This is a genomic window from Sphingomonas psychrotolerans (assembly GCF_002796605.1).
Lineage (GTDB): Bacteria > Pseudomonadota > Alphaproteobacteria > Sphingomonadales > Sphingomonadaceae > Sphingomonas > Sphingomonas psychrotolerans.
The window spans coordinates 233685-249606 of record NZ_CP024923.1 but is presented as its reverse complement, the minus strand read 5'-3'; the positions used below and the strand labels follow the sequence as shown (position 1 = coordinate 249606).

The 15922-nt window shown below is 66.9% G+C and carries 15 protein-coding genes and 1 tRNA gene; 9 read left to right on the top strand and 7 right to left on the bottom strand.

The window, feature by feature from the left end:
- Positions 1-2: 2 nt before the first annotated feature.
- A tRNA-Leu gene (locus CVN68_RS01170) sits at positions 3-87 on the bottom strand.
- A 110-nt stretch (positions 88-197) separates the two neighbouring features.
- On the opposite strand from CVN68_RS01170, the gene CVN68_RS01165 reads away from it, so the two are divergent.
- From CVN68_RS01165 to CVN68_RS01150, 4 genes are all read left to right on the top strand, one after another.
- On the top strand, positions 198-383 hold the full coding sequence (locus tag CVN68_RS01165) for a hypothetical protein (RefSeq protein WP_100280587.1): 186 nt from the start codon (positions 198-200) through the stop codon (positions 381-383).
- Positions 384-413: 30 nt separating this feature from the next.
- A complete protein-coding gene (locus CVN68_RS01160) occupies positions 414-1133 on the top strand; it encodes a Crp/Fnr family transcriptional regulator (RefSeq protein WP_100280586.1) in 720 nt (239 codons plus the stop codon).
- 104 nt (positions 1134-1237) lie between these two features.
- Positions 1238-1873, top strand: coding sequence for a hypothetical protein (locus CVN68_RS01155; protein ID WP_100280585.1), 636 nt, complete (start codon positions 1238-1240; stop codon positions 1871-1873).
- A 40-nt stretch (positions 1874-1913) separates the two neighbouring features.
- Positions 1914-2570, top strand: coding sequence for a hypothetical protein (locus tag CVN68_RS01150; protein WP_100280584.1), 657 nt, complete (start codon positions 1914-1916; stop codon positions 2568-2570).
- 39 nt (positions 2571-2609) lie between these two features.
- On the opposite strand, the gene CVN68_RS01145 is transcribed toward CVN68_RS01150, so the two are convergent.
- Both CVN68_RS01145 and gatB read right to left on the bottom strand, forming a co-directional pair.
- Positions 2610-3221 carry a peptidylprolyl isomerase gene (locus tag CVN68_RS01145; RefSeq protein ID WP_100280583.1) on the bottom strand — a complete coding sequence of 204 codons (612 nt, stop codon included), beginning with the start codon at positions 3219-3221 and terminating at the stop codon, positions 2610-2612.
- 118 nt (positions 3222-3339) lie between these two features.
- Entirely contained in the window at positions 3340-4854 is a 1515-nt protein-coding gene (gene gatB, locus CVN68_RS01140) for an Asp-tRNA(Asn)/Glu-tRNA(Gln) amidotransferase subunit GatB (RefSeq protein WP_100280582.1), read from the bottom strand.
- Positions 4855-4923: 69 nt separating this feature from the next.
- Here gatB and CVN68_RS01135 point away from each other — a divergent pair, with 69 nt between their 5' ends.
- Positions 4924-6030 (top strand): acyltransferase family protein, encoded by a 1107-nt coding sequence (locus tag CVN68_RS01135; RefSeq protein WP_100280581.1) that lies wholly within the window; start codon positions 4924-4926, stop codon positions 6028-6030.
- On the opposite strand, the gene gatA is transcribed toward CVN68_RS01135, so the two are convergent.
- The 3 genes from gatA to CVN68_RS01120 are packed head-to-tail and all read right to left on the bottom strand — an operon-like array spanning position 6002 to position 9588.
- On the bottom strand, positions 6002-7486 hold the full coding sequence (gene gatA, locus CVN68_RS01130; protein ID WP_100280580.1) for an Asp-tRNA(Asn)/Glu-tRNA(Gln) amidotransferase subunit GatA: 1485 nt from the start codon (positions 7484-7486) through the stop codon (positions 6002-6004). The genes CVN68_RS01135 and gatA overlap by 29 nt on opposite strands.
- Positions 7483-7770, bottom strand: coding sequence for an Asp-tRNA(Asn)/Glu-tRNA(Gln) amidotransferase subunit GatC (gene gatC, locus CVN68_RS01125; RefSeq protein WP_100280579.1), 288 nt, complete (start codon positions 7768-7770; stop codon positions 7483-7485). The genes gatA and gatC overlap by 4 nt, the downstream gene beginning before the upstream one ends.
- 42 nt (positions 7771-7812) lie before the next feature.
- On the bottom strand, positions 7813-9588 hold the full coding sequence (locus tag CVN68_RS01120; RefSeq protein WP_233503503.1) for a DUF4153 domain-containing protein: 1776 nt from the start codon (positions 9586-9588) through the stop codon (positions 7813-7815).
- 231 nt (positions 9589-9819) lie between these two features.
- Between CVN68_RS01120 and CVN68_RS01115 the strand changes: the two genes are divergently transcribed.
- Positions 9820-10923, top strand: coding sequence for a DUF3089 domain-containing protein (locus tag CVN68_RS01115; protein WP_100280577.1), 1104 nt, complete (start codon positions 9820-9822; stop codon positions 10921-10923).
- Positions 10920-11381, top strand: coding sequence for a Holliday junction resolvase RuvX (gene ruvX / locus CVN68_RS01110; RefSeq protein ID WP_100280576.1), 462 nt, complete (start codon positions 10920-10922; stop codon positions 11379-11381). Before CVN68_RS01115 ends, ruvX begins: the two co-directional genes overlap by 4 nt.
- A gap of 18 nt (positions 11382-11399) precedes the next feature.
- Here ruvX and CVN68_RS01105 read toward each other — a convergent pair whose 3' ends face one another.
- Positions 11400-13547: a M48 family metallopeptidase gene (locus CVN68_RS01105; protein ID WP_158298644.1), complete on the bottom strand. Its 2148-nt coding sequence runs from the start codon at positions 13545-13547 to the stop codon at positions 11400-11402.
- Between the two features lie 149 nt (positions 13548-13696).
- Between CVN68_RS01105 and CVN68_RS01100 the strand changes: the two genes are divergently transcribed.
- Together CVN68_RS01100 and CVN68_RS01095 are read left to right on the top strand one after the other, a co-directional pair.
- Positions 13697-14686 (top strand): aspartate carbamoyltransferase catalytic subunit, encoded by a 990-nt coding sequence (locus CVN68_RS01100; RefSeq protein WP_100280574.1) that lies wholly within the window; start codon positions 13697-13699, stop codon positions 14684-14686.
- Entirely contained in the window at positions 14683-15903 is a 1221-nt protein-coding gene (locus CVN68_RS01095) for a dihydroorotase (RefSeq protein ID WP_100280573.1), read from the top strand. Before CVN68_RS01100 ends, CVN68_RS01095 begins: the two co-directional genes overlap by 4 nt.
- Positions 15904-15922: the final 19 nt, after the last annotated feature.

The following is a 15922-nucleotide window of genomic DNA, read 5'->3' as shown; positions in this document are numbered from 1 at the left end:
GCTGGTGCGGGCGAAGGGACTCGAACCCCCACACCTTTCGATACCAGAACCTAAATCTGGCGCGTCTACCAGTTCCGCCACGCCCGCAGGGGCACCGCCGGTCGGCGGGCTCTATAGCAGTCATGGGTGCCGGGGCAAGGCCGTGAAGCAACTTGCAGGCCCCGCGCGGCGTTCAGGAGCAAAGCAGGAGACCCTTGATGCCCGTCGAACCGCCGATTCCCGCCAATCCCGAGCCCACACCTTCGGAAAATCCCGGCACCCCGCAGCCCGCGCAGCCGACCACCCCGCCCCCCGAATATTCTCCGCCCGCCCCCGACGTGGACGTGCCTGACCCGCACCCCGGCGGCGATCCGGGTATCAGCCCCGGGCAACCGATGGCCTGAGACCGCGTTGTCGCGCGATCCGGAGGGCACATGATCGACAAGCACCTGATGAAACTGCGCGCGCGCGACGATATCAGCGCGGAGGAGGAACAGGCGCTGTACGACGCACTGGGCGAAGTGCTCCATTATCCCGCGGATCACACTTTCATCACGGCGGGCAAGGAGCTGGATCGTTCGACGCTGCTGCTCGAAGGCATTCTGTGCCGCTACAAGGATCTCAGTGACGGCGAACGCCAGATCACCGAGCTCCACGTAGCCGGCGACTTCGCCGATCTGCACAGCTTCACGCTCAAGCATCTCGATCACAACGTCATGACGCTGACACCGGCCAAAATCGTGCAAGTCCCGCACGAGCGGCTGAAGCGCATCACCGAACAGCACCCCCATCTCGCCCGGGTGCTTTGGTTCTCGACCAATCTCGACGCGGCGATTCACCGCGAATGGGAAGTCTCGCTGGGCCGGCGCAGCGCGCTCCAGCGCGCTGCGCATCTGTTCTGCGAGCTTCAGGTTCGGCTCGGCATCGTCGGCCTCGCGACCGAACACGAATTTGCCTTGCCGCTCACTCAGGTCGATCTCGCCGAATGCCTCGGGCTCACTTCGGTCCACGTCAACCGCGTGCTCAAGGAATTGCGCGAGCGAAAGCTCGTCGAGTTCCGCAGCAGCCGCGTGGCGATCGCCGATCTTGCCGGACTGCGCCGCGTCGCCGAATTCGACCCGGCGTTTCTCTATCTCGACAAGCGCGCGCGGTGAGCCCCGCCTCATGACATCTCGGGGATTGCTTCACTCGACCGGCCGGATATAGTCGCGGCGGGCAAGCCTTGGGGGAGGCAGACAGGGTGTTTCGACGTGCATTGTTGCTCGCGGCTGTTGTCGCGGGCTTTTCTGCGAACGCGGCGCGCGGGCACGAAGCGGCGCCTGGCGGATGCGAGCTTCATGTCTGGCCGAGCGGCGAGCTCAATTCGGTCTATCAAGGCTGGATTCACGGGGGCATCGTCAATGGCGCGGTGACGGGGCGCGACGGGTATCCGGAGGTGCCGCCCGACCCGCTGGGCGCCGCCTCGCAAACGGAATTGCTCGACCGCGCCCAGCCGCAGGGAATCATCGGTCTCCACAGCTACCGGCTGATCGTCCATCCCCAGCCGCTCACCAGCCGCGAGATCCGGACCACGCCCGGACGGCTCACCACCGACGGCGCGCCCTGCTATGCCGAACTGATCGTCGACGACGTGTTCCTGCAACAGGACGTCTTCTTCGGCAGCCAACTCAAAAGCTCGCTGCGCTACCGCGATTTCGGCGATGGTGTCGCGCCCGCCGTGACGCCGGTGCGGGTGTTCGGCACTTGGGTCAAGACGCCGCTCAAGCTTTTCCCGCCCAAGGAAGGCGTCGATCGCAAGGCGGCGAGCGACGATCTGAAAAGCGCCTATGTCGCCAATCTCACGCGCTTCGCCGAGGCGCTGAACAAACCCGCCAAGGGCAAGCGCGGCAAATAGGCGCACGCGCGCACACGATTTCTTCAACGGGGGACCCATCATGATCAAGCTTGCCTATCTCACGGCGATACTCGCCGGCGGCGTCGCGCTGCTCGCCTCGCCCGGCGCGGCCGCGCAGGATGCCGGCGCAGCGCCTTGCGAACTTCACCTCTGGCCGGCCGAGCGAATGAACTCCACGACCACCGGATTGCTCGGGGGCCTCGTCGGGGCGGCGCTGAACGCCAAGAAGGATGCCGGCAACAAGGCGCAGCTCGCCAGTGCGCTGGACAGCCCTTCGCAGCTCGACGCACTGCAGGCGCTGGATCTTCAGGCATTGATCAATCTGAAGCCCGGCACCGTCCTGGTCCGTCACGAAACGCCGATCGAGCGCAAGACGATGAACAAGGTGAAGACGCGTCGCTCGGATTCGACTGCAAATTGCTATTCCGAGCTGATCGTAGCCGACGTCTTCTACTCGAAGCACATCATGTATGGCCGCTCGCTGAAAACGCTGTTCATGCTCCGCGAGTTCGGCAACGATCAGAAGATCGATTATGAATATAAAGCGTGGGGCGGCAACGGCCTCAAGCTGTTCCCGCCCAAGGAGGGCGAGGATTCGATCGCGGCGCTCGACGAGCTGGTCGGCGTGTTCAAGCGCAATTTCGAGGAATATGCGCGCAACGCGCGCAAATCCATGACCACCAAAAAGCGCGCCTGAGGTGCGGCGGGGCGCTCGCCGCGAGCGCCCCGCAATCGACTAGCCGGTTACCCGCCGCGCGGTCAGCACCTTCACCGGCGTCTCCGGGATCTCGCCCTTGAAGCTACCCTGCAGCGTCTTGGTCGGCGAGGTCGGTGCGTCGAAGATCTTGAGGACCACGTCCATGCCCTCGATCACCCGGGCGAACGCGGCATAGCCGAGATTGTCCCCGGCTTTGGCTGGATCGGCGTCGAACGAAGGCTGATCGCCGAGCATGATCGTGAACTCGCCGCGCGCGCTGCCGGGCGCCAGCCGCGGCATCGAGAGGGTGCCGTCGAGATGCTTGATGCCGGTCTGGCTGGTCGGTTCGTGCTTGATCGGCGCGAGCATTTTCGCCGGCGCGTTCTGCACGCCGAACTGGACGAAGCCGAACCGGTCCTGCACCTTCACCGTGCGATAGAAACTGATCCCGTCGAGCCGCTTCTGATCGACATAGCGCAGGAAATTGCGCGCACTGATCGGCGCCTTGTCGGCATAGACCTCGACGACGAAGCGGCCGGCGGTCGTCTCGACTGCGACGCGGGGATTAGCCGGCGCCGCAACCGGCGTTTGCGCGAACGCCGGAAGCGCCAGCAGCGTCAGCAGAAATGCAGCGACCCAACGCATCCACATCCTCCACGTCATCCCGGCGAAGGCCGGGATCTCAGGCGGCTAGCGAACGGACCCTCGCTCGAGGTCCCGGCTTCCGCCGGGATGACGGTAGAAGGAAGGGCCGGTCGCTCGCAAGATCTCAACCCGCCAGCGCCTTCTTCAACAGCTCGTTGACCACCGCGGGATTGGCCTTGCCGGCCATCGCCTTCATCGTCTGGCCGACGAAGAAGCCGAACAAGGCTTCCTTGCCGCCGCGATATTGCTCGAGCTGGTTCGGGTTCTTGGCCAGCACGTCGGCGATCACTGCCTCGATCGCGCCGGTGTCGCTGGTCTGCTTGAGCCCGCGATCCTCGACGATCTTCGCGGCGCCGTCGCCGGTCTCGAGCATGATCTCGAACACCTGCTTGGCCAGCGGCCCCGAGATCGTCCCGTCGGCGACCAAAGCCAGCAATTCGGCGCCCTGTACCGGGCTGACCGGGCTGCCATCGAGATCCTTGCCGAGGCGATTGAGTGCGCCGTACAGGTCCGAGATCAGCCAGTTGGCCGCGGGACGCGCGACTTCCTGCTCGCCCTTGGCCTGCACCCGCGCCGACTCGGCCAGCAGCGCCTCGAACCAGCGCGCGGTATCGGCGTCGGCAGTGAGCACCGCGGCGTTGTACGCACTCAGCCCGAGATCGCTCTCGTAGCGGCGGCGCTTGGCGTCGGGCAATTCGGGCAGGCTCGCCTGACAGGCGTCGAGAAACGCATCGTCGAGCACCAAGGGCAGCAGGTCGGGATCGGGGAAATAGCGATAATCGTGCGCGTCTTCCTTCGAGCGCATCGACCGCGTCTCGCCGCGATCGGGATCGAACAGCCGCGTCTCCTGGACGATCCGCCCGCCGCTCTCGAGCACTTCCACCTGGCGGCGCGCCTCGTATTCGATCGCCGCCATCACGAAGCGCACCGAATTGACGTTCTTGGTCTCGGTCCGCGTGCCGAGCTCGTCGCCCGGCTTGCGCACGCTGACATTGACGTCGGCGCGCATCGAGCCTTCTTCCATATTGCCGTCGCACGAGCCGACATAGCGCAGAATCGAGCGCAGCTTCTTGACATAAGCCCCTGCTTCGGCGGGCGAAGCCATGTCCGGGCGACTGACGATCTCCATCAGCGCGACGCCGGCGCGATTGAGATCGACATAGCTGCGCGTCGGATGCTGATCGTGCATCAGCTTGCCGGCGTCCTGCTCGATATGGATGCGCTCGATCCCGATTTCCTTGGTGAAGGCTTCGGGGTCCTTCTCGTCGAGGCTGATCTCGATCCGGCCCTCGCCGACGATCGGGTGGTAGAGCTGGCTGATCTGATAGCCCTGCGGCAGATCGGCGTAGAAATAATTCTTCCGGTCGAACCGCGAATATTTGTTGATCACCGCACCCAGCGCCATGCCGGTGCGCACCGCCTGGCGGATGCACTCCTTGTTGGGCGTCGGCAGCATGCCGGGCATCGCGGCATCGATCAGCGACACCTGGCTGTTGGGCTCGGCGCCGAACTCGGTCGATGCGCCCGAGAAGAGCTTGGCGTTGGAGGTGACCTGCGCGTGGACCTCGAGGCCGATCACGACCTCCCACTCGCCGGTGTCGCCCTTGATGCGGTAGCTGGAAACTGCGGAATCACTCATGCGGCCCCCGCTAGCACGAGGCGGGCCTTCGCCGCCAGCACCCTTGCCACCGCTTTGTTAACTGCCTTTATGGCACGCCCGACCACGATGGACGCGCCGCCGACCGACCGCCTCGTCGCACTCGATCTCCTGCGCGGACTGGCGGCGCTGGCGATCGTGACGCGGCATTTTCCGTGGCCCGGCGACGTCGTCGCCTTCCTGCCGCGCGACTATCTGGCGGTCGACCTGTTCTTCGTGCTCAGCGGATTCGTGCTCGCGCGGGCGTGGTGGCCGCGCCTGTCGGAAGGACAGGGCAGAGGTCGCTTTCTGATCGATCGGCTGATCCGGCTCTATCCGCTTTATCTGCTGGCGACGCTTTTCGCCGCGGCGATCGCGCTTGTGAACGGCGCGCAGGCGGGCACGTGGGCAGTGACGCTCGGGGCGAACCTGCTGTTCCTCCCCGCCCCGCCCGATCCGGCAACAGGACCGAATCTCTTCCCCTTCGTCTATCCGGCGTGGTCGCTATTCTGGGAGCTGCTCGCAAATCTGCTCCTCGCGCTCGTCGCCTTCCGGCTGCGGGGGCCATTGCTTCCGGCCCTCCTGCTGACCGGCGCGCTGCTGCTGGCCTGCACGGTGCAGGAGCTCGGATCGCTCGATGCCGGGCCGCGGTGGAGCGATTTCGTCGGCGGCGGCTTTCGCGTGCTCTACGGCTTCTTCGCCGGCGTGGCGCTTGCCCTGCTACATCGCCGCCTGCCGGTCCGCGTCGCGTTGCCGGACTGGCTCATCGGCCTCGCCTTGCTCGCGGCGTTCGCGCCGGGGACAGCGCTCGCGTTCGGCGCGGCATATGATTTTCTCGCCGCTATCCTGCTCTTCCCCCTGCTCGTGCTGCTCGGCGCAAATGCACGCACCACGCCGCTGTCCCGCCGCATCGGCGCAGGGCTCGGAGGGGTGTCTTATGGAATCTACGTGCTCCACCAGCCGGTGATACAGCTGGCAGCGATGATCTTCTCCGCGGAGCGTATCGGCGCGTCGGGAGTCCCGGGCATGGTGGCGCTCGTCCTCGTCACGCTCGCTGCCGCATGGGCAGCGACGCGCTGGATCGACACGCCGCTACGCACATGGACCCGGCGACGGCTCCGCGTTCAGCGGGGCAGCGCCATGCCGATTCTCACCACCAGCTCTCCGGCCGCGCCGTAAAGCCTGCGCGCTCCTCGATCGCCAGCCCCGCGTCGAGCACGCCCTGTTCGTCGAGCGGCTTGCCGATGATCTGCAAACCCAGCGGCAGCCCACCCTTGTCGAGCCCGCCGGGCACCGACATCGCCGGCAGCCCCGCGAGGCTGCTCGGCACGGTGAAGACGTCGTTGAGATACATCGCCAGCGGATCGGCCGATTTGTCGCCGAGCGCGAACGCCGCGCTCGGCGCAGTCGGGGTCAGCAGCAGGTCGCAATAGGTCCAGGCATTTTCGAAATCGCGTGCAATCAGCGTCCGCACCTTCTGCGCCTGGGTGTAATAGGCGTCGTAAAAGCCCGCCGAGAGGACGTAGGTCCCGATCAGGATGCGGCGCTTGACCTCGTCGCCAAAGCCCGCGGCGCGCGTGGCGGCGTACATGTCCTGCAGATTCTGGCCCTCGGCCAGCTCGCGCAGACCGTAACGCACGCCGTCATAGCGCGCGAGGTTCGACGAAGCCTCGGCCGGCGCGATGATGTAATAAGCCGGCAGCGCATACTTCGTGTGCGGCAGGCTCACTTCGACGATCTCGGCCCCGGCATCCTTCAGCCAGTCGATGCCCTGCTGCCACAGGGCCTCGATCTCGGCGGGCATGCCGTCGACGCGATACTCCTTGGGAATGCCGATCTTCTTGCCGCGCAGATTCCCCGAAAGGTTCGCTTCCCATTTGGGCACCGGCAGCTCGAGCGAAGTCGAGTCCTTGGGGTCGAAGCCAGCCATATTCTCGAGCAGGATCGCGCAATCCTTGACCGAGCGCGCCATTGGCCCCGCCTGATCGAGCGACGAGGCGAACGCCACCACGCCCCAACGCGAGCAGCGGCCATAGGTCGGCTTGATGCCCGAAATGCCAGTGAACGCCGCGGGCTGGCGGATCGAGCCGCCGGTATCGGTGCCGGTTGCGCCGGGAACGACTCGCGCCGCGATCGCCGCCGAGGAACCGCCCGACGAACCGCCGGGTGCCAGCGGGGCATTGTCACCGCCGCCGCGCCGCCACGGCGAAATCACGTTGCCGAAATAGCTGGTCTCGTTGGACGAGCCCATCGCGAACTGGTCCATGTTGAGCTTGCCGAGCATCCCCGCGCCGGCATCCCACAGCCGCTGCGACACAGTCGATTCGTAGACCGGCTTGAAGCCTTCGAGGATATGGCTCGCCGCCGTGGTCTGCACCCCCTTGGTGGCGAACAGATCCTTCATCCCGATCGGCACGCCGGCGAGCGGCTTGAGCGTCTCGCCCGCGGCGCGCGCGGCATCGGCGTCCTTGGCCGCGGCGATGGCATGGTCGGGAGTTTCGACGATGAACGCATTGAGCGCCTTGGCGCGGCTCACCTTGACGACGAACGCATCGGCGACTTCGCGCGCCGAGAAGCTGCCGATGCGGATGCCGTCGCGCAGCTGCGCGATGCCGAGATCGGTAACGTCGGTCATTCGACCACCTTCGGCACGGTGAAGAAGCCATGCTCGCCCTGCGGTGCATTCTGGAGAACGGCGTCGCGCTGCTTGCCCTCGGTCACCACGTCTTCGCGCAGACGCAGCGTGTTGGGGATCACGGCAGTGGTCGGCTCGACATTCGCGGTGTCGACCTCGCTTAGCTGCTCGATCCAGCCGAGGATGTTGTTGAGCTCTGGCGCGAGGCGCTCGGCATCGGCATCGCTGATTGCGATCCGGGCGAGGCTGGCGACCTTCTTCACGGTTGCAGTATCTACGGACATGAAGGCGCGACTATCAGCCGCGCCCTCACCCTTCAAGCATTGCTATTCGAATGGATCGCCGACCGGCACGCCGCCGACATAGACCTGTCGGCGCGGCACGGTCCGGATCTCGACTTTGCCAGCTGCGTAGCCAGCCGAAATCGCCTGATCGTCCTCCGCGCCTGTCGCGCGCAGGGAGCTCCCCTGCTCCCACTTGCCATCTTCGAGGCGATAACGGATGCCGTCGCGGCAGGCGATGCGAACGGGCGGCGGGGGCGATGCCCTCGCGGGGGTTGGCTTCGGCGCAGCGAAGCAGCCGTCCTCGAACACCAGCGCCTCGCTTTCGCTGATCAGCAGCACGCCGCACTTCTGCTCGCGCGTACAGTTATGCCCCTGCGCCATCCTCTCGCGCAGCCCTTCGGGCAGTGTGGCACCCGGCTGCAGCATCCGCGTGTTGGCCGTAACTTCGGCGCGGTTCCTGGCCTGCTGGCCGGTATCTTTCACGTCCCAACGCATCTCGGCCCTGGCCACCTCGTTCGCCCGCGCCTTGATCACCGCATTCGTCGATGCCTGCAGCTTCTTGAGCGCAGTTCGCCCGGGCTGGCCGAAGTCGAACGCCAAGGCCCGCCAATCGAATTGCTCGGGCGTCACCTTGCCCGATTCTAGCCGGGCCAACTGATCGCGCGTCGAGATCGCGTTGAAGCTCACCAGCGGCGTCGCCAGCACCAGCGCCACGCCGCACACCACGAACGCGAGCGCGAGGTTCAGCGGCCGCACCCGTGCGGCCCAGTCGCGCCTGCCCCGCACCAGCGCGACCAGATAGGCCGCCGCCCACAGGCAGGCGATCGCCACGAACACCACTGCCCAGAGCCGCTCGGGGGTGAAGCCGTACTGCCCGGTACGCAGCGAGATCGCGACCGCGGCGAGCACCGCCAGCGGCAGCATCACCGCCGCCAGCGCCATTGCGCCATAGCGCAGCAGCGGGAAGCGCCGCTCCTGCCCCGGCGCGTTGCCGATCACCGCGTTGGCGAGAATCAGCGCGCCGACCACACAGAACAACAGGATCGGAGTGGTCGACTTGGTCGCCTCCCAGAGTGCGTTCAGCCCGGTGAAGGGCAATGCCAGCACGAACAGCACCAGCCCCACGGCAAGCACCGGCGCCAGCACCGCGAGCACCATCGCCACGACCCGCTGGAGCAGCCGCACCACGCCGTCATGCTCGCGCAGCAGACCCAAAGCCGCCCCGAAAGCGAGCCCGATCAGCGAACGCCAGAACCAGTCCTTCTCGAGCAGCTCCTTGAGAAAATCGATCTTGATCAGATCGAACAGCATCGCCAGCAGCCACGCCAGCGCGAACACGATGCCGACGAAGACCCAGCACGCGCCGAACAGCACCACGTTGGTCCAGGCATGATCGTGCACCACCGGATAGGGGAAACGGCGCGCTCCCTCGTCCCGCGCGGCCTGGAACAGCGGCGCCGCGATTGCGACGGCGAGCAGCAGGCTGACCATCCGCCAGCCTTCGCCGACGCTCCAGTCCTCGGGCGAGCCGCTCCACCCGACGATCAGCGCGCCGATCAGCGCGGTCGCCGCCGAGAACAGAATCGACGCCCACCACAAGCGGCGCTCCAGCGTGAAGCCGGCGAGCCCCGCGACCAGCACCACGCCGGTCAGCGTGGCGGCCTCGATCGTCGAAAGATGGCTGTGATAGCCGCTGCCGAGGATCAGATGCACGCAGAGCCCCGCGGCAAGCCCGATCGCGGCGAGGATCAGCGGCCGCGCCACCCATGTTCCTTCGGCAGGAGCCCCGTCCCCGGCAATGGCTTCGTCGGTCTGCACTGGCGATTCTCCGGTCGAGGAACAGATCAGGGGTCTGGCGCAAAAGTCGCCGCACGGCATGCGCAAAGGCTGCGCGTTTCGTGAGCTGTGCCGATCGGGCCGCCCTCCCCTTCGCGAGCATCCTTCGGCAGCGCCTTCCCGTCAATGCAGTTGCATCCTTCCCGACCCTGCGCCACGGGACTGCGATTGCAACGCTCCCGGCTTCTGTCGCGCGGCACATGGAGATTGGGCTTGGCCCGGAAGTTCCTCTATCTCATCGTCGTCCTGATCGTGCTCGTGCTCGCCGGGGCCTTTGCCTATCGCTTCTATGCCGTGCAGCTGATGCGCCAGTTCATGGTGCCCGGCGGCGAAGTGGCGGCGCTGCCCCCGCCCGATCGCGCCGCTTATGCCCGCGGCGACATGTGGATCGCGCGCCCCGACAAACCCGGCAACCCTGCATTGTGGACTCCGGCCGGCTATCAGCCCGCGGCAAAGCCCGCGGCAGCGGTGTTCTTCGTCCATCCCACCTCGTTCCTCGACACGCAGACGTGGAATGCACCGCTCGACAATCAGGATGCCAACAACCGCGCCGCCTTGTTCCTGCGCGGTCAGGCGAGCGCATTCAATTCGGTCGGCGAAATCTGGGCGCCCCGCTATCGCCAGGCGACCTTCGGCGCCTTCCTCACCAGCAAGGCGAGCGCCGGGAAGGCACTCGATTTCGCCTATCGCGACGTGCTCGCTGCCTTCGACCAGTTCGTGATCGAGGCGGGCGACCGCCCGATCCTCCTCGCCGGCCACAGCCAGGGCGCGCTCCATCTCTCGCGGCTGCTCGTCGATCGGGTCGCCGGAAAGCCGATCGCGAAGCGCATCGTCGCTGCTTATGTCGTCGGCTGGCCGGTCTCGGTTTCGGCCGATCTCCCGAAAATGGGGCTCCCCGCCTGCGCGGGTGCCGATGCGGCAGGGTGCATCCTGTCATGGCAGAGCTTCTCCGAGCCCGCCGATCCGGCGCTGATCGTCGACACCTTCGACGCGACCACCGGCTTCACCGGCCAGCCGCGCGCGGGGACGCCGATGGTCTGCACCAACCCGATCACCGGCAAGCCCGACGATTCGGCGCCGGCGGAGGCCAATCTCGGCACGCTGATCCCGGACACCAACTTCCAGTCCGCGCAGCTGGTGATCGGCCGCGTCCCGGCGCGTTGCGAAGGCCGCGGCTTTCTGACGATCGGCGCTAGTCCGCCCGATTTCGGCCAGTATGTCCTGCCGGGCAACAATTATCACGTGTTCGACTACAGCCTGTTCTGGGCGAATGTGCGCCGTGACGCCGAGCGCCGGCTGGCGGCGTACAAGAAGTGATCACCACCGCCCCCGCCGAGTTCCGCGTCGTGCTGCCCGCCGGCGGACGCCTGCTCGGGCTCGATGTGGGGACGAAGACGATCGGCACCGCGTTGTGCGACGCCGGCTGGAGCTTCGCCAGCCCGGCGTCGCTGATCCGCCGGACCAAGTTCACCAAAGACAAGGCAGCGCTCGCCGAGCTGATCGCGGCGCAGCAAGTGAAGGGCCTCGTCATCGGCCTGCCGCTCAATCTCGACGGCAGCGATAGTCCGCGCACCCAGTCCACCCGCGCCTTCGCCCGCAACCTCGACGATATGGGCCTGCCGATCCTGCTGTGGGACGAGCGCTGGTCGACCGTCGCGGTGGAACGCACCCTCATCGAACAGGATTTCAGCCGCGCCCGCCGCGCCGGGATGATCGACAACATGGCCGCTGCGCATATCCTTCAGGCCGCGGTGGACGCCCTCGTCAACGCCTGAACGACGCGGACAACTCGTTCAGGCCGCGTCCTGCTGTGCGAGCAGCCTCCGCGCGTGATCGGCCATGCGATATTGCTCGATGAGGTCGGCGAATGCCTGTGCGGTCATCTTGTTGCGGAGGCGCCTGGAAGCGATCTCGATCCCGTGTTTCTTGCGGTTGATCTTCGCGCGCCGCGCGCCCTTGCCACGGCCAGGCAGCGGCGCGTCGGGGTTCAGGAAGACACTGAACCGCAGCCCGTTGCTGTTGGCGCCGCCGGCCACCTGATAGCCGACCTGCTCGATTTCGCGCCAGAGTAGCGGACGATCCACCCCGTCGAGGACGATCCTGTCCGGATGGAGCGTCACGAACGGCTTCTCGCCACGGATCAGCAATGCGACTGCGATGACCAGGAAGACCAGTGCGATGCCTGCCGCGATCAGGGTCAGCGAACGGATGTCGCTAGGCAATTGCGACTCCTCGATCTTGATGCCGATCGCCATGGCGGCGAAGATCAGTCCGCCGACGAGAAGAGCCCAGCCTCCCGCCTTTGTGCTGTCCCGCACCTCCACTGCCTCCGTAGCCACCGCCCCCGCCGCGGTCTCGAGCGATTCACGATGCGCTCGATGAGTCTCGCGGGCACCGCCGGTGAAATCGGCGGTAAGGTCGCGGAAGAGCTGTTCCGGAGCGGCGAACAGCGCAGAAATCCGCGCCATCGCATCTTCGGCCGGCGGCGTGGTGACTTCGGCGAGGAGCGCCGGCCCGGGAGTCACGCCCAGCGCGGCGAGGCGCTGGTGCCGCGGCGGATGGGTGTCGGTCGGGTGCGGCTGCTGTTCCTCAATTCCGGAGGGATCGTCGAGACCGTGCGTGCGCGCTTGTTCGACGGTCGCTGCGATCAGGTCGGGCGGCGCGGTCTCGGGCTTCTGGAATGCGGCACCCAGCGTCTCGGCAATGCACCTCTCGACGGCGTCGGTGCGCAGCAGCGCACGCGCCTGCGCCTCGGGCGAAGTGATCCGGGCGCCGGCTTCGTCGGCCGCGAATTCGCGCACCCGGCTCCAGTGCATCACTGCGCGATCGAACCGCTCCATCACGAAGACGCCTAGTTCGACTGCCGGGCGGGTGATCAATCCGTCGGAGCCGTCGGCGCCGCGGCCCGCCAGCACCATCGCGGCGAGCGAACGATTCACCCCCGCATAGATCGGCAGGAAGCGCAGGCTGTATTCGGTGTCGCCGCCAGTGAAATGGCCGAGCTCGTGGCCGATGATCGCCTCGGTCTCGTCCTGGCGGAGCAGCGGCAGATAGGGCAGCGGCAAATAGAGCGTACGCCCCTCGAAGCGCTGGCCGTCCGGCAGCAATTTGGGCCCGGAAGTGACGAAGAAACCGCCGGTCAGGCCGACGACGATCTGGTCCGGGCGCAGTGCGCCGAGCCGTTGGGCCAGACCGTCCACCCATTGCCACAAGCCCGGCGCGTCGGCGCGCGACACATTCCGTCCGTCGATCTCGAGCGGATCCGGCTCGAACAGCGCAAGCGTGTGGCGCAGGTTGAACACCGCCTTGCCCGCGGTCCACAGCGAGAAGCCCATCACGACGACGGCGATCAGCATCAGCTTCATGTCGCGGGTGCCGGGATTTTCGAGTTCGGCCAGCGGCGCGGCTTCGAACGCGACTGCGGCGACGACCCCGAGGGCGGTGGCCACGACCTGCACCCCCAGCAGCGGCGGCAGCGCGCGACGGACGAAGCTGAAGCCGCGCTCCAGCGCGTCGCGCGACTGGCGCCCGGCCCAGCCCAATGCAGTGGAGCCGAGCAGCATCAGGACCGAAATCGCCAGCACGAGCGCGGCGCACACAATCACCACAGGGGGCAGACGCCCGCGAATGTCCTCAACGAAGATCGCCCGGTCCAGCCGCTCCAGTTCGTCGCGCAAAAGCCCGACGGATGCCTCGCCGACATAGACCCGGCCATCCATGCGTATTTCGGTATCGGAAGCGATTCTGCGGTCAGCGGTTGCCGCCCGCGTCTTCGCTTCGAAATCCGCGAGCAGTGGCCCCAATTCCTCGCGCGCGGCGATATTCTCGGCCTGATTCGCCGGTACGCGTTGCTGCTCCCAGATCCCGAGCGCCAACACCGCGAGCGGGAGGATCAAAGTGACCAGAACGAGAATGGACGCTGCGCGAACCCGGCTCGACACGATTTGCCCCTTTCGACGAACAAGTGGCTTTCGCGTAGCGGATGCAAAAGCATCCAGGCAACCGCTGACGTTGCGGCAGCGAAACTTCCCGGCGGATCGCTTGCGCGGGCCTTGCCCCCTCGTCCGCGCGTCGCTACCCCGCAGCTTTAATGCAAGCTTCCGATCACAGCCCCGCGGCGCAGCTTCCCGGCCGCGCCGCCTTCCCGCACCGGCATTTGACCGGGATCGCCGGGCTCCAGCCGCACGAGATCATGTTCCTGCTCGATGAGTCCGAACAATGGGTCGAGGTCAACCGCACCCGCGCCAAGAGCGACAAAAGGCTCGAAGGCCTCACCCAGATCAATGCCTTTTTCGAGAATTCGACGCGGACGTTGCTGTCGTTCGAGATCGCCGGCAAACGGCTCGGCGCGGACGTGGTCAACATGCACGCGGCGCAGTCGAGCGTGAAGAAGGGCGAGACGCTGATCGACACCGCGGTGACGCTCAACGCGATGCGTGCCGACGTGATCGTCATCCGCCATATGAGCTCGGGCGCAGTGGATCTGATCGCGCAGAAAGTCGATTGTCCGGTGCTCAACGCCGGCGACGGCTGGCACGAACATCCCACCCAGGCCCTGCTCGATGCGCTGACGATCCGGCGCCGCCGGGGCAGCATCGCCGGGCAGCGCGTGGTGATCTGCGGCGACATCCTCCACAGCCGGGTCGCGCGCTCGAACATGCTGGCACTTACTGCGCTCGCGGCGGAGGTCCGGGTCGTCGCGCCATCGACGCTGATGCCCGCCGCGATCGAGCGGATGTACGTCCAGCCCTTCACTGATTTCGACGCCGCGCTCGAGGGCGCGGACGTAGTGATGATGCTCCGCGTCCAGAACGAGCGGATGGCGGGCGGCTACATCCCCTCCACGCGCGAATTCCACATGCGCTACGGCCTCACGCCCGAGCGGCTCGCCCGCGCCAAGCCGGACGCGCTGGTGATGCACCCGGGGCCGATGAACCGCGGAGTCGAGATCGAATCCTCGGTCGCCGACCACCCGACCCGCAGCGCGATCACCGAACAGGTCGAGATGGGCGTCGCCGTCCGCATGGCCTGCCTCGACGTGCTCACCCGCGCCGAGCGCGGCGTGGAGGGCTGGGCATGAAGACCGTCTTCCTTGGCGCCCAGCTCGTCTGCCCGGTCCGCGGCGTCAGCAACGGCAATCTGCTGATCGACGGGGAGATCATCGTCGCGACCGGCGAGTTCGAAATTCCCGGCGACGCCCGGCGCATCGACCTCGCCGGCAAGACGCTCGCTCCCGCGCTGATCGATCTCGGGGTCTTCTCGGTCGACAAAGCCGCGTGCCGCGCCGGCGGCATCGCGCGTGTCGGGCTGATGCCCGATCAATCGCCGGTGCTCGACGATCCGGGCATCATTCGCCGCGCTGCTCTGTCGGGCAAGCCTGCGCTCTGGGTCCATCCGCTCGCCGCCGCCACCCGCGCGCTCGAAGGGCGCGACCTTGCCGAGATAGCGATCAACGCTTCGGCCGGCGCGCGCGCCGTCGCGACCGGGCGTGGCCGGATCGCGTCGTCGGGGACGATGCGCAAGCTGCTCGCTTATGCGCGCGATTGCGGGCTCGTCGTCGTCGCGCACGCCGAGGATTGCGGCCTGACCGACGGCGCAGTCGCCACCGAAGGCGAGACTGCGACGCGGCACGGCCTCCCCGCCGCTCCCGCGATCGCAGAGGCGCTGGCCGTCGCGCGCGATCTGATGCTGGCCGAGGAGACCGGCGCGCGCCTCCATTTCCGTCAGGTCACTACCGCCGCGGCATTCGAACTGGTCCGCGCCGCGAAACGCCGCGGTGTCGCAGTCACTTGCGGGATAACCCCCGCGCATCTGCTGCTCTCGGATATTGCGATAAGCGACTTCCGCACCTTTGCGCGCCTCTCGCCGCCACTGCGCGACGAAAGCGATCGTCAGGCCGCGCTGGCGGCGATCCGGGATGGGACCATCGACGTGATCGCATCGGGGCATGATCCCCGCGGCCCCGAAGCCAAGCGCCTGCCCTTTACCGATGCCGAGCCCGGCATGTCCGGCGCCGAAACGCTTCTGGCGCTATCGCTGGGGCTGGTGCGCGACGAACTGATTTCGATCGATCGGCTGTTCGGGCTGCTCGCCGCCAATCCGGCGAAAATCCTCGGCCTCGCAACCGGAACGCTCGAGCCCGGCAAGCCCGCCGACCTGATCGTCCTCGATCCGGGTGCACCGTGGCAGATCGAGGCCGAGCGCATGGCGGCACGCGCCGGCAACACGCCGTTCGATCGCCTACCGGTGCAGGGAAAGGTGCTCGCGCTCTACAAAGGCGGCACGCCGGTCGAATAAGCTCGCGGCGGGACCGGAT